Here is a 13,874-nt window from a genome sequence, read left to right on the forward strand (position 1 = left end):
TTCACATTCAAATATGCGTAAAGAACGCGAGGCCCACCTATGCCACTGACCACCTTGCCTGCCAACCCTCTCGCTGAGGTTTACGACGTTGCTGTGATTGGCGGCGGAATCAATGGCGTCGGGATTGCGGCAGACGCTGCCGGTCGCGGTCTGTCTGTGTTCCTTTGCGAAAAAGACGACCTGGCCAGCCACACCTCGTCGGCCAGCAGCAAGCTGATCCACGGCGGCTTGCGCTACCTCGAACATTACGAGTTTCGTCTGGTACGTGAAGCACTGGCTGAACGCGAAGTGCTGCTGGCCAAAGCCCCGCACATCGTCAAGCCCATGCGTTTCGTCTTGCCCCACCGCCCGCACCTGCGCCCGGCGTGGATGATCCGTGCAGGCCTGTTTCTGTATGACCACCTGGGCAAACGCGAAAAACTCGCCGGTTCCACCAGCCTCAAGTTCGGTGCGGACAGCCCCCTCAAAACAGAAATAACCAAAGGTTTTGAATACTCGGACTGCTGGGTCGATGACGCCCGCCTTGTGGTACTCAATGCTATGGCTGCACGGGAAAAAGGCGCCCACGTCCATACCCAAACGCGTTGCGTCGGTGCCCGTCGTAACAAAGGGTTGTGGGAAATGAACTTCGAACGTGCTGACGGCAGCCTGTTCTCGATTCGCAGCAAAGCGCTTGTGAATGCTGCCGGCCCTTGGGTCGCCAAGTTCATCAAGGACGACCTGAAGCTGGAGTCGCCTTATGGCATCCGCCTGATTCAGGGCAGCCACCTGATCGTACCCAAGCTGTATGACGCACCGAACGCGTTCATTCTGCAAAACGAAGACCAGCGGATCGTATTCACCATTCCGTACATGGATCAGTTCACCATCATCGGCACCACTGACCGTGAGTACACCGGCGACCCGGCCAAGGTCAGCATCACCGAGGAAGAAACCGATTACCTGCTCAATGTGGTCAACGCCCACTTCAAGCAGCAAGTGAGCCGTACCGACATCCTGCGAACGTATTCCGGTGTTCGCCCACTGTGCAATGACGAGTCCGACAACCCGTCAGCCGTAACCCGCGATTACACTCTCGCGTTGTCCGGCGCTCCGGGCGAAGCGCCACTGCTGTCCGTGTTCGGCGGCAAGCTGACCACCTACCGCAAGCTGGCCGAGTCAGCCATGGCGCAGCTGACGCCCTATTTCACCCAGATCAAGCCAAGCTGGACCGCCAGCGCAACGCTGCCCGGCGGCGAAGACATGACGACACCCAAAGCCTTGAGCGCAGCCCTGGTCAGCAAGCACAGCTGGCTGGATGCGGCTATTGCCAAGCGCTGGGCAATCACCTATGGCAACCGCTCATGGCGCCTGCTGGACGGCGTGCAGGGCTTGAGCGACATGGGCGAGCACATCGGCAGCGGTCTCTACAGCCGTGAAGTCGATTACCTGTGCAGTCAGGAATGGGCCCTGGAGGCACAGGACATTCTGTGGCGCCGGACCAAGCTGGGCTTGTTCACCACGGCTGAAGAGCAAGAACGCCTGACCCAGTACATGGCCACCCTGGGCCTCAAACACCGCAAGGAAGAAGCAGCCTAAGCACTATCGCCCTCAATCCCTGTGGGAGCTGGCACGCCAGCTCCCACAACATTGACTTGCCCTCTTCCCTATTCGGTTTTCCGAACGCTGCGCACTGCTTTGATTCGGCTTTCCGGGCATCCCTAGCCTGCACCCATCCTGAAACAATATATTAAATCCTTATAAATCAGCTAGTTATCCTAAATGTTCAGGTCTGGCATGACTCATGCTCTACACTTGGAGCCAAATGAATTAACAGTGCGTTTAACCTGTTAGGGCATTTGAAGTACAAAAGGGCCCGCAAACGGGCTCAATAAAAAAAACAATGTCGAGGAAACACCGATGCGCATCGTTCCGCAACTTTTGGGCGCAGCAATAGCTGCAGCTCTGATTAGCACTCCAGTTTTTGCAGCCGAATTGACCGGCACACTGAAGAAAATCAAAGAATCCGGCACCATCACCCTTGGGCATCGTGACTCCTCCATCCCGTTTTCATACATCGCGGACGCATCCGGCAAGCCGGTTGGCTACTCCCACGATGTGCAACTGGCAATCGTCGAAGGCCTGAAAAAGCAGCTCGACATGCCCGACCTCAAGGTCAAGTACAACCTGGTCACTTCCCAGACCCGTATCCCGCTGGTGCAGAACGGCACCGTTGACGTTGAGTGTGGTTCCACCACCAACAACGTTGAACGCCAACAGCAAGTGGACTTCTCGGTTGGCATCTTCGAAATCGGTACACGCCTGCTGTCCAAAAAGGACTCGCCTTACAAGGACTTCGCTGACCTGAAAGGCAAGAACGTCGTCACCACCGCCGGCACTACATCTGAGCGCATCCTCAAGGCGATGAACGCCGACAAGCAGATGGGCATGAACGTGATCTCGGCAAAAGACCACGGCGAAGCCTTCAACATGCTTGAGTCGGGCCGTGCTGTTGCTTTCATGATGGACGACGCCCTGCTGGCCGGTGAAATGGCCAAGGCCAAGAAGCCGACTGACTGGGCCGTTACCGGTACTCCACAGTCGTTCGAAATCTACGGTTGCATGCTGCGCAAAGGCGACCCGGACTTCAAGAAAGCCGTGGATGACGCCATCGTTGCCTACTACAAGTCGGGCAAAATCAACGACACCTACAACACCTGGTTCCAGTCGCCTATCCCGCCAAAAGGCCTGAACCTGATGTTCCCTATGAGCGATGAGCTCAAGGCACTGATTGCCAACCCAACCGACAAGGCAGCAGACGACAAGCCGGCAGAAGAAAAGAAATCCTGATTTCTGGCTTCTGATACCCCGGGCGTGAGCTATCACGCCCGGGGGGTTTGCCGACCACCTTGTACTAAGCTTCTTATTGCATTAGAGAACACTCGAACCGCTGGTTATCGAGCGGGTTTTGTGTGCCCGACAACCTGTCGGGTGAGAACGGATTCCCTGAAGCAAGTGCTTGTTTATAGACCCACCTGAGGGGAGACCCTGCATGAATTACAACTGGGACTGGAGCGTGTTCTTCAAGTCCACCGGCGTAGGCAGCGAGACGTATCTCGACTGGTTTATTTCCGGTTTGGGCTGGACCATCGCTATCGCTGTTGTCGCCTGGATTGTCGCGTTGATCCTGGGTTCGCTGCTGGGCGTCATGCGCACGCTGCCTAACCGTTTTATCGCGGGCATTGCCACGGTTTACGTGGAAGTTTTCCGTAACGTACCGCTGCTGGTTCAACTGTTTATCTGGTACTTCCTGGTACCCGATCTGCTGCCGCCTGACTTGCAGGAGTGGTACAAGCAGGACCTGAACCCGACCACCTCGGCTTACCTGAGCGTTGTCGTGTGTCTGGGCCTGTTCACCGCCGCACGGGTTTGCGAACAGGTGCGTACCGGTATTGAAGCGCTGCCCCGTGGTCAGGAAGCTGCTGCCCGCGCCATGGGTTTCAGCCTGCCTCAGATCTACTGGAACGTACTGCTGCCGCAAGCCTATCGCATCATCATTCCACCGCTCACCTCCGAGTTCCTGAACGTGTTCAAGAACTCGTCCGTGGCCTCGTTGATCGGCTTGATGGAACTGCTGGCACAAACCAAACAGACGGCCGAGTTTTCCGCCAACCTGTTTGAAGCCTTCACCCTGGCCACACTGATTTACTTCACCTTGAACATGAGCCTGATGCTGTTGATGCGCCTGATCGAGAAGAAAGTAGCAGTACCCGGCCTGATGTCTCTGGGGGGCAAATAATGGACTTCTTCGATTTCAGCGGGATTGTCCCCGCCCTGCCCGGTCTGTGGAACGGCATGGTCATGACCTTGAAACTCATGGTCATGGGCGTCGTCGGCGGTGTCGCTCTGGGCACCGTGCTGGCATTGATGCGTTTGTCGTCAAGCAAGTGGATGGCCAACCTGGCCGGCGCTTATGTGAACTACTTCCGCTCGATCCCGCTGCTGCTGGTGATTACCTGGTTCTACCTGGCCGTACCATTCGTCCTGCGCTGGATCACCGGCAAGGACACCCCGATCGGCGCATTCGAGTCGTGCCTCGTGGCCTTCGTCATGTTCGAAGCCGCGTACTTCTGCGAAATCGTGCGAGCCGGCGTACAAGCCATCCCGAAAGGCCAGATGGGTGCTGCCAAGGCACTGGGCATGACTTACGGCCAGGCCATGCGCCTGATCATCCTGCCCCAGGCCTTTCGCAAAATGACCCCGTTGCTGCTGCAACAGAGCATCATTTTGTTCCAGGACACCTCGCTGGTTTACACGGTTGGCCTGGTGGACTTCCTCAATGCTTCGCGCTCCAGTGGCGACATCATCGGCCGCTCCAATGAGTTCCTGATCTTCGCCGGTCTGGTGTATTTCATCATCAGCTTTTCCGCCTCGCTGCTGGTCAAGCGTCTGCAAAAAAGGTTTGCCGTATGATCTCGATCAAGAACATCAACAAGTGGTACGGGGACTTCCAGGTACTGACCGATTGCAGTACTGAAGTCAAAAAGGGCGAAGTGGTCGTCGTGTGCGGCCCGTCCGGCTCGGGCAAGTCGACCCTGATCAAGTGCGTCAACGCCCTTGAGCCGTTCCAGAAAGGCGACGTTGTGGTCGATGGCACGTCCATTGCCGACCCGAAGACCAACCTGCCAAAACTGCGCTCGCGGGTTGGCATGGTGTTCCAGCATTTCGAACTGTTCCCGCACATGACCATCACCGAAAACCTGACCATCGCGCAGGTCAAGGTCTTGGGTCGCAGCAAGGCCGAAGCCACCAAAAAAGGCCTCGAACTGCTTGAGCGCGTTGGCCTGTCGGCGCACGCCCACAAGCACCCGGGCCAGCTTTCGGGTGGTCAGCAACAACGTGTGGCAATCGCCCGCGCCCTGGCCATGGACCCGATCGTCATGCTGTTTGACGAACCGACCTCGGCTCTGGACCCGGAGATGGTCAACGAAGTGCTCGACGTGATGGTGCAACTGGCCAACGAAGGCATGACCATGATGTGCGTAACCCACGAAATGGGCTTTGCACGCAAAGTGGCCGACCGCGTGATCTTTATGGACCAGGGCAAAATTGTCGAAGACTGTCAGAAAGAAGAGTTCTTCGGCGACGTAACCGCCCGCTCCGAGCGCGCCCAGCACTTCCTCGCCAAAATCCTGCAGCACTAAGCGACCTGATAGGGAAATGTATTTCCTGTGGGAGCGGGCTTGCTCGCGATGGTATCGACCGGAGCTTTCTTATAGACCGAGTCGCCTGCATCGCGAGCAAGCCCGCTCCCACCTTAGATCTGCGCTGAACTCTGTTTCAGTGGTTGACCCAAGGCATCTGTGATGAAATGCGACCCCACTCTTTATCGCGGTGCTCCGCCCTCACTTGCCGTGAAACCTCGTCTGCTCCGTCATTTCCTGTTGCCGCCGCTGATCATCCTGTTGACCATCGGGCTGGGCTACGCGGGCTATCGCGTCAGCGAACACTTCGGTATCCGCGCGCTCGGCGAAAACGGCGAACGCCAGCTTGAACTTCATGCCCGCACCGTCGAGAGCGAACTGGGCAAATACACCTACCTGCCCAGCCTGCTGGAGCTGGAGTCCAGCGTCTCTGAATTACTGGCTGACCCGACCGTGCAAAACCGGGTCACCGTCAATCAATACCTCGAAGGCCTCAACCGTCGCAGCCGCAGCCGGGCCATCTATGTGCTCGACACCACCGGCCGTGTAATGGCCACCAGCAACTGGCGTGATACCGACAGTTATCTGGGCGAAGACCTGTCATTTCGCGCCTACTTCCAAGACGCCGTGCGCGGCCAGCCGGGACGCTTTTACGGGATCGGCAGCACCTCCGGCGAGCCCGGCTATTACCTGGCCCACGGCCTCGAAGAACAAGGCAAGATCATTGGTGTAGCGGTGATCAAGGTCCGCCTCGAAGCCCTGGAAGAACGCTGGCAACGCGCCCGTCTCGAAGCCTATGTGAGCGACGAAAACGGCATCATCATCCTGTCCAGCGACCCGTCCCGACGGCTCAAGTCCGTACGCCCGCTCACCGCGGAAACCAAAGAGAAACTGGCCCGCAGCCTTCAGTACTACTGGTGGCCGCTCAATGAGCTGGAGCCGCTGGAACGCGAGCATCTGGCCGAAGGGGTGGAGAAAGTCACCTTTGCCACCAACAGCGAAGTGGTCACTGACCAGCAGGAAGTCAGCTACCTGGCGCAAACCCGCAAGCTCAATGACACCCCGTGGGACATCACCCTGCTCACGCCCTTGCAGGACCTGCGCCGGGAAGCGGCGAATCAGGGCATGCTGGTGGCGGTCGCATTCGCCTTTCTGGCCTTTCTGCTGATTGCCTGGAACGAACGGCGCAAAGTCATCGCCACCCGCCTCGCAGCCCGCGAAGCCCTGCAGGAAGCCAACAACCAGCTGGAACGTAAAATCGCCGAACGCACCACTCACTTGCGAGCCAGCAACGAACGGCTCAAGGGCCAGATCCGTGAACGGCGCCAGGCTGAAGACACCCTGCGCCGGGCCCAGGATGAACTGGTACAAGCCGGTAAACTGGCCGCCATCGGGCAGATGTCCACCAGCATTGCCCATGAATTGAATCAGCCTTTGGCGGCCTTGCGCACGCTGTCGGGCAATACCGTGCGCTTCCTTGAGCGCGGCAATCTCGAGGTCGCCGCCGAGAACCTCAGTACCATCAACAACCTGGTCGACCGCATGGGCCGCATCACCGCCAACCTGCGCTCGTTTGCCCGCCGTGGCGATGACCATGGCCAGGCCAGCCTGGGCAAGGCTGTGGATGCAGCCCTGCAACTGCTCGCCAGTCGCCTGGAAGAGTCCGGCGTACAGCTGCAACGCGATCTCAGTGATGAGCCACTCAAGATTGACCAGACCCGGCTTGAGCAAATCCTGGTCAACCTGATTGGTAACGCACTGGACGCCATGCAGGGGCAGTCGACCCCGCCCCGGCTATGGCTGGAGGGCGAAACCCGTGAAGACAAATACCGCCTGCAAGTGCGCGATAACGGCCCCGGGATTGAGCCAGAAGCCCGCAAACATTTATTTGAACCCTTCTTCACCACCAAACCCGGCGAACAGGGCCTGGGCCTGGGCTTGACCCTGTCGGCCAGCCTGGCCGCAGCCGCTGGCGGCAACCTCAGTGTCGAGTTCCCGGCCAGTGGTGGTGTCGCATTTGTCCTTCTTTTACCGCTGGTGCAACCCGCTAAGGCCGAGTCGATATGAATAATGAGCTGACCGTCCTGATTGTTGAGGACGACCCCCATGTCCTGCTCGGATGCCAACAGGCGCTGGCACTCGAAGACATTCGCAGCGAAGGCGTAAGCAGTGCCGAGCAGGCCCTGGCGCTGGTGGGCGATAACTTCCCCGGCATCGTCATCAGTGACATCCGCCTGCCCGGGATCGATGGCCTGGAACTGCTCAAACGCCTCAAGGCTCGCGACCGCAGCCTGCCGGTGGTGCTGATTACCGGGCATGGCGATATTTCCATGGCCGTGGGTGCCATGCGCGATGGCGCCTATGACTTCATGGAGAAGCCGTTTTCCCCAGAACGCCTGGTCGACGTTGCCCGCCGCGCGCTGGAGCAACGCAGCCTGGCGCGGGAAGTGTGGTCATTGCGCCGGCAACTGGCAGAACGGGACTCCCTTGAAGGACGAATCATCGGGCGCTCGCCCGCCATGCAGCAGTTGCGCGAACTGATTGCCAACGTCGCCGACACCTCCGCCAACGTACTGATTGAAGGTGAAACAGGCACGGGCAAAGAACTGGTCGCCCGCTGCCTGCACGACTTCAGCCGGCGCCAGCCCCAGCAGTTTGTTGCCCTCAACTGCGGTGGTTTGCCCGAAAACCTGTTTGAAAGCGAGATTTTCGGCCACGAAGCCAACGCATTCACCGGCGCCGGCAAACGCCGCATCGGCAAAATCGAACACGCCCATGGCGGTACGCTGTTTCTCGACGAAGTCGAAAGCATGCCGCTTAACCTGCAAATCAAACTGCTGCGGGTATTGCAGGAGCGCACCCTGGAGCGACTGGGCTCTAACCAGAGCATCGATGTGGATTGCCGGGTAATCGCGGCCACCAAGTCCGACCTCGACCAACTGAGCAAAGTCAGCCAGTTCCGCAGCGACCTGTACTACCGCTTGAACGTCGTCACCCTTGAACTTCCGCCGTTGCGCGAGCGCCGCGAAGACATCCTGCAGCTGTTCGAGTACTTCCTGCAGCAGTCGTCCCTGCGTTTCGACCGCGAAACCCCCGAGCTGGACAACCAGACCCTGTCCAGCCTGATGAGCCATGACTGGCCGGGTAACGTGCGTGAGCTGCGCAACGTGGCGGAGCGATTCGCCCTGGGCCTGCCCGCGTTCAAAAAACCGGGCAGCAATGTCGCCCAGGGGCTCGGCTTTTCGGAAGCGGTCGAGGCCTTCGAGCGCAATTTGCTCAACGACGCCTTGCAGCGCAGCAGCGGCAACCTGACCCAGGCCAGCCAGGAGCTGGGGATGGCCAAGACCACACTGTTCGACAAAGTCAAAAAATACGGGCTGGCTCACTAATGGATTTGATTCTGAAAGCTGCCCTTGGTGCTGGCGTGGTGATCATTCTGGCAATGCTGGCCAAGACCAAAAACTACTACATCGCGGGGCTTGTACCGCTGTTCCCGACCTTTGCCCTGATTGCCCACTACATCGTCGGCAAAGGGCGCTCACTGGACGACCTGAAAACCACCATCGTCTTCGGCATGTGGTCGATCATTCCCTATTTCGTGTACCTGGCGGCCCTGTACCTGCTGGTGGACCGTATGCGGCTCGAAACGTCACTGGCCCTGGCCGCCGTGGCGTGGCTGATGGCTGCCACCGTGCTGGTCAGCGTATGGGTGCGGTTGCATTGATTGACCCCCTGTGGGAGCGAGCCTGCTCGCGAAGATCATTCGTGAGCAGGCTCACTCCCACAGGGGGGCTTGACCGGGAACAGAGTCTCCACACTGCGTTCGGTCAACGGATCGTGTAGCTCACATGCAGAATAATGTCGTTCAAACTGAGCAACATCGCCTTCTGGCTGCCTTGAGCATTGGGGAACACCAGTGAGAACTCCCCTTGGTCGACTGGCAAGCCTTCAAACGGCAGGTATTGCCCATCGTTGAAGTCCAGCATGAATTGCCCGCTGTCATCCAGACCATGGGACAACGCCACCGCATTGCAGCCATTGGCCAACTGATGGGAACTGTTGTAGCGCAACACGGCCTGCACGTTTTCGTATGGCCCCAACAGGGCTGGCAGCGACACGCTGAGGCTCTTGATCAAACGACGGCCTCCAAGGTTAAGGTGGGCTGGATAGTCGTCCAGAATATTCAGACTCACCAGTTGGAAGGTCACGACCAGATTATTGTCGCTGTCCAGAACTGCCCCCGCAGACTGCTCAGTTATTTCACGGCCCACGACAGCCAGGCTATCAGGTGTCAGCAACTGCCTGATGGTGTCGATCAACTGCGGGTCGAGGGTGCGCAGCGACGCTGTTTTACGCACCTGCAGAGCACGCTGGTCCCAGCTCAGATAAGCCGCTTCCATTTGCTGCAGGCTCAGTAACTGGCTTTCGCCGGCCAGCAGCCCTTGGTACAGATCGCTCCAGTTGCCGGGGCGCAGGTAGTTGCGATTGTCCAGGGTTTCCCAGCGCAAGCTGACCTGAGCCTGTGTACACAGGGCCGACACTGAATCGTAGAGCTGGTAATACAAAGTGGACATACGCGCAGCCTGCCAATTGAACAGGGCCTGACCGGTGAAGCGAGTGGTCAGCACTTCCAGCACCGCGTCGTTGTAAGCCTGTTCCAGTTCGGTTTGCTGGCGTTGTTTGTTGGCCATGGCGATCTGTTCGTTGAGCGACGCGATCTGGGTGGTGATCACCTCACCCTCACGCCGCGCCTGATCACGCTGCAAGTCCCACTCTTGAAGCCGACGACGGAACTGCTCGGAGCTATCGAGCTTGACGGCTTCGCCCTGCATCGCATTTGAAGTCAGGCGTAACACATCACTGAAAGCATCCACCAGGCCGCCCACTTCACCCCACCCGACGGCCATCCCCGCAACATTGGGCAGCAGATTCAGCCCCCCGGCGGTAAGGCGCAGCACGCCTGAGGTGGTTTCAAGGAAGACCGCGTTACTGCGCAAGTCCATTGCACGCTGTTCGCTCGCGGAAATATTCTCCGCATACAACGCATCATAATGTTGCTGGCGCGCCAGGGTCGCAGCCTGGGTGTCTTGCAGGCCGGTCAGGGTATGTTGCAATGAGGCCAGATTGGCCATATGCACTTCGCCCATCAGGGCCAGCAAGCCGCCTTGCTGGGTTTGTTGCAGCACGTTCAACGCATCGGCGTCGCGCCGCTCCAGCACCCCTTGCAGGTTGGCGCCGAACTGGATGACCTGCTGCACAGCATTGCGCGCACGATCCAGCAACACCATGAAGCGTTGCGGCCACAGCACCGGGGTGCCCCCGGCTTGTGCGCCTCCCGCGCCGTCGCCAGCCAGACGTGCCAGCTGAAGCGCTTTGGGGTCCATGGGAGTCTCGAACAATTCCAGCGACAGCGGATGACCATCAATGGACAGGTGACGACGCAGATTGTAGAGGCGCCCTTCAAAACGATCCCAATAAGCCAGCACCGCACTGTCGACCGGTGGCCGGAACGGCCCGTTGACCACCGCGATCTGCCGCGGCGAAGCGGGTGGCAGCAGCGCTGAATCCTCCTCAACCAATTGTTCCAGCTCCAGTAATCGCAGGTTGGTCGCGGTGCTGGCAGCCTCAAGCGTCGGCGCATTCCACGCCAGCGCCAGCGGCAGTTCCGGCCGCGTACCGAGCAATTGCAGGGCCTGCACGTACCACATTTTGGCCTCGGCCAAGCTGTCCCGGGTTTGCTGGCGATACAGTTGATCACCGCGGGCCGCCAACAGCTCCAGCTCGCGCAGGAACACAGCCAACTTGTAGTTCATGGGGTCGGCGGTGGCGATCACGTCCGGGTCATCGGTGTCGACCGGAGATGAGGGGCCCCAGGTCACATCTTCCTGCAGCGGCCGTACATTGCAGTAGCGCGGTTTAGAGCCGCTCATTTGCAGTACGCCGGCGGCGTTGCGATAACCCGCCGGGTCGAACAGGCGCTTGAACCAGCGGTCGGCTTCATCGAAGCGCTGTTCAGCCAGTAGGCGGTTGGCAATCAAGAATGGCGCGTGGAAGAACAGCTCCCAGGTATACAGGCCCACCCCGCCTTCGAAACTGACTTTACGATTGATGGCGCCCCCTTCGTACCCAGCCGGATCGATAAACATCTGCTGCACATCCCACGACAGCAGTGCATCTACCCCCTCCAGCATTTTTTGTTCCAGCAAGGGCCCGGCCAGTGTGGTGAGTGTGTATTCTCTATGGCTGCCGGGCATCGTATAGAGCATTTGGGTGCGGCCAGCGCTGTTGAATGCTGTGGGAATCCATAAATGAGCACCGGGGGCGATGTTAGTGACTATTGGGGAAGTGCCGTTATGGCTCCTTTGCAAAGGAATTTCCCTATCAATTCTCTGCACAAGATCTTGATTGGTGATTGATAACGATATCAGCATTATCGTGTACGAAGCATCCAGAGCAAAGTCTGCGAATGCACAAGATGTTGTTACCTGATAATTTTTGCTTATACCATCCGCAAGAACAATCGTGTACCTCGCCAACTGCGAACCCGACTTATAGATACCAAAAACAACACTGACACTCCAATTTTGACTCCCAAAGGCAGTAATGGACAGTTTAAGTGATCCATTGCTGGACAAAAAACTCATACTGGTAAGGGTAAATAAAGCAAGTGCAACGCCTATGTTATAACTAAAACTTGTTACTACCCATGACTGGGTGGGCGGAGTAGAAGGCGCCCAACTTAATGGCTGGCGCACAGGGATATCTGCATAATTAGAAAATTGCAAATCATCATAAGTAAAGTTCAATGTGATCGCTGTGCCAGGTGAGTCGATCACCTGTAAAAGTTTGCTGAATCGATACAGGCTTAGTCCATTATGCGTTCTAAGGAATACACCCAACACGGGTTCACTATTGGCTACCGTACTTCTTAATTCGGCCGAAAAAACCTCATCAGGATGGTTATTTATAGGCCAGGTACGCAGGCTCCATTGCCCATTGGGCCTCAAGGTTGCGATCTGCAGCTCGCGAACCATGTGCACTTCAGTATCAAATACGCCGCTACTTTCATGCGTCGTGGCGTCCATTGCATACTCATGCACGCATAGCACATGCAGACGATTGGCAAAGAACACAATCGAAGGAACGCTATCCGCTAACGGCTGCAGCGGCGCATCAATCTTGAGCCATTGGCTCCACGACGCGATATTGCGCACTTTGGCATTGGTACCGTGATCCGTGTTGTCGACCCGACGCCAGTAATATTCACCGGGTGTACCGGGAATGCTGCCCAGGAAATACGCCACGCCTTTCTGATTAGCCGGTTCGACCTGATACCCCGCGTCATAACGGATATCCAGCACTTTGCGCAGCCCGCTCACATACTGGGTAAAGGCCTGCTCCACACGCTCTTCGGTGATACGGCCCTGGTTGATGGCGGTTTCCAGCTCTTCAAACAACTGAGTCTTGTTGTACCGCAACTCAGGGTCGATATAGCTGGCCGGGTAATACAGCAGCCGCTGCAAACCCGCCCAGGAAGCATAACGTTTGTTATAAGCGTTCCAGCGGCTGAAATAACCGGTCTCGCGGGAGGCTTGCTGCATCGCAATCAAATCCAGGTTCGGCTCCAGCTGCTCGCGGCAGCGGTGCAAGTACAACTGGGCACTGGCCACGGCTTCGGCAATACGGCTGGTCTTGATCTGCCCGGATACCTTCGGATCAAGCAGCAGGTATTCGTACAGGTCCTCGGCGGTCGTGATCTTGTCCGCCAGTGTGCCCAAACCTCGTTGGGGGATCACATGCTTGAGGTAATAAGGCACCAGAGCATCACGCCGGGATTCGTTCAGACCGGCCAATAGTTTCTCGTTCATAGCAGTTTCTCCCGGGTTAGCCGTGTGCGGCGGCAATGACTTTGGCGGCGATCACCGCGAGCGTTTCCTGACTGACAGTGACGGACTCAGTGAGTTTGGCGACCCACAACAGATCCGTCGGAGACAGACCAAGGCGCTGACTTAATTTCATTCTTTGCAGCAAGGGCAACAGCGCCGCAAAACTGCGTGGCACATTGCCATTCATCAACACAAGGGTTTGCGTCAGGTCCCAGCCATGCAGGTCGCTGATCTGTTGCGCGGCAACGTCCAGCGTCAGGACCGGATCCTGCGCAGCTGCGTGCTGCAGGAAACCTCGGGCATCGGCCACCTCGGCGACCAACTCCCGTTGCCACTTGCGATAACGTGACAGCTGCAACAACAACTGCAGTGTCAAGATCGGGGGGTTCAGTTCGCCGGTCAGGGCTGAAGGTATGGCTGCACTTGCTGGCAGCAGCACATCCAGATCCTGCTCACCCAACTGGGCCCAATGGCAGACCTGGGCGAACTGGCGCATCAGATAGGCGTATTGCACCGCTTGGGGCAGCGCATCCAGCGTGACCGTGCCCAGACCAACACGCTCGATGTCTGCCCAGAAGCTCATCAGGTTGTAGCCTTGCAGGGACGGCGCCATGGCCGCAGCCACAGCGTCGACCCAGACCAGGGCGGCAGTGGCGATGTTGGGTTTGAGGTTGAACTCGGCGCCGATATGGCGCGCCAGTTGGGTGCGCAGAACAGCGTCTTCAGTAGCCTGGCGCGCCGCTTCGACCACTGCGCGACCGGTCAGGGTGCTGTAGATGTTGGCGATAAACACCTGCAGCTCCGG

10 protein-coding genes are annotated in these 13,874 nt (G+C 58.1%); 8 read left to right on the forward strand and 2 right to left on the reverse strand.

The annotated features are described in order from the left end of the window. Nucleotides 1–39: 39 nt before the first annotated feature. From glpD to ACZRMS_RS09300, 8 genes are all read left to right on the forward strand, one after another. Nucleotides 40–1,578: a glycerol-3-phosphate dehydrogenase gene (gene glpD / locus ACZRMS_RS09265; protein WP_463995068.1), complete on the forward strand. Its 1,539-nt coding sequence runs from the start codon at nucleotides 40–42 to the stop codon at nucleotides 1,576–1,578. Nucleotides 1,579–1,899: 321 nt separating this feature from the next. Beyond that, on the forward strand, nucleotides 1,900–2,829 hold the full coding sequence (locus ACZRMS_RS09270) for a glutamate/aspartate ABC transporter substrate-binding protein (RefSeq protein WP_463995069.1): 930 nt from the start codon (nucleotides 1,900–1,902) through the stop codon (nucleotides 2,827–2,829). Between the two features lie 202 nt (nucleotides 2,830–3,031). After that, entirely contained in the window at nucleotides 3,032–3,778 is a 747-nt protein-coding gene (locus tag ACZRMS_RS09275) for an amino acid ABC transporter permease (RefSeq protein WP_463995070.1), read from the forward strand. After that, on the forward strand, nucleotides 3,778–4,452 hold the full coding sequence (locus tag ACZRMS_RS09280; protein ID WP_048359042.1) for an amino acid ABC transporter permease: 675 nt from the start codon (nucleotides 3,778–3,780) through the stop codon (nucleotides 4,450–4,452). Before ACZRMS_RS09275 ends, ACZRMS_RS09280 begins: the two co-directional genes overlap by 1 nt. After that, nucleotides 4,449–5,183, forward strand: a complete 735-nt coding sequence (locus ACZRMS_RS09285; protein WP_048359043.1) for an amino acid ABC transporter ATP-binding protein — start codon at nucleotides 4,449–4,451, stop codon at nucleotides 5,181–5,183. The genes ACZRMS_RS09280 and ACZRMS_RS09285 overlap by 4 nt, the downstream gene beginning before the upstream one ends. A 162-nt stretch (nucleotides 5,184–5,345) precedes the next feature. Then, nucleotides 5,346–7,250, forward strand: coding sequence for a two-component sensor histidine kinase AauS (gene aauS / locus ACZRMS_RS09290; RefSeq protein WP_463995071.1), 1,905 nt, complete (start codon nucleotides 5,346–5,348; stop codon nucleotides 7,248–7,250). Next, nucleotides 7,247–8,572, forward strand: a complete 1,326-nt coding sequence (gene aauR / locus ACZRMS_RS09295) for a two-component response regulator AauR (RefSeq protein ID WP_463995072.1) — start codon at nucleotides 7,247–7,249, stop codon at nucleotides 8,570–8,572. The genes aauS and aauR overlap by 4 nt, the downstream gene beginning before the upstream one ends. 8 nt (nucleotides 8,573–8,580) lie before the next feature. Beyond that, complete coding sequence (locus tag ACZRMS_RS09300; protein WP_463995083.1) at nucleotides 8,581–8,907, forward strand: GlpM family protein; 327 nt, start codon at nucleotides 8,581–8,583, stop codon at nucleotides 8,905–8,907. A 103-nt stretch (nucleotides 8,908–9,010) separates the two neighbouring features. Here ACZRMS_RS09300 and ACZRMS_RS09305 read toward each other — a convergent pair whose 3' ends face one another. Both ACZRMS_RS09305 and ACZRMS_RS09310 read right to left on the reverse strand, forming a co-directional pair. Beyond that, nucleotides 9,011–13,051, reverse strand: a complete 4,041-nt coding sequence (locus ACZRMS_RS09305) for a Tc toxin subunit A-related protein (RefSeq protein ID WP_463995073.1) — start codon at nucleotides 13,049–13,051, stop codon at nucleotides 9,011–9,013. 16 nt (nucleotides 13,052–13,067) lie between these two features. After that, the coding region (locus ACZRMS_RS09310; protein ID WP_463995074.1) for a hypothetical protein at nucleotides 13,068–13,874 on the reverse strand (807 nt) is incomplete at its 5' end.

This window comes from Pseudomonas sp. B424 (genome assembly GCF_055408345.1).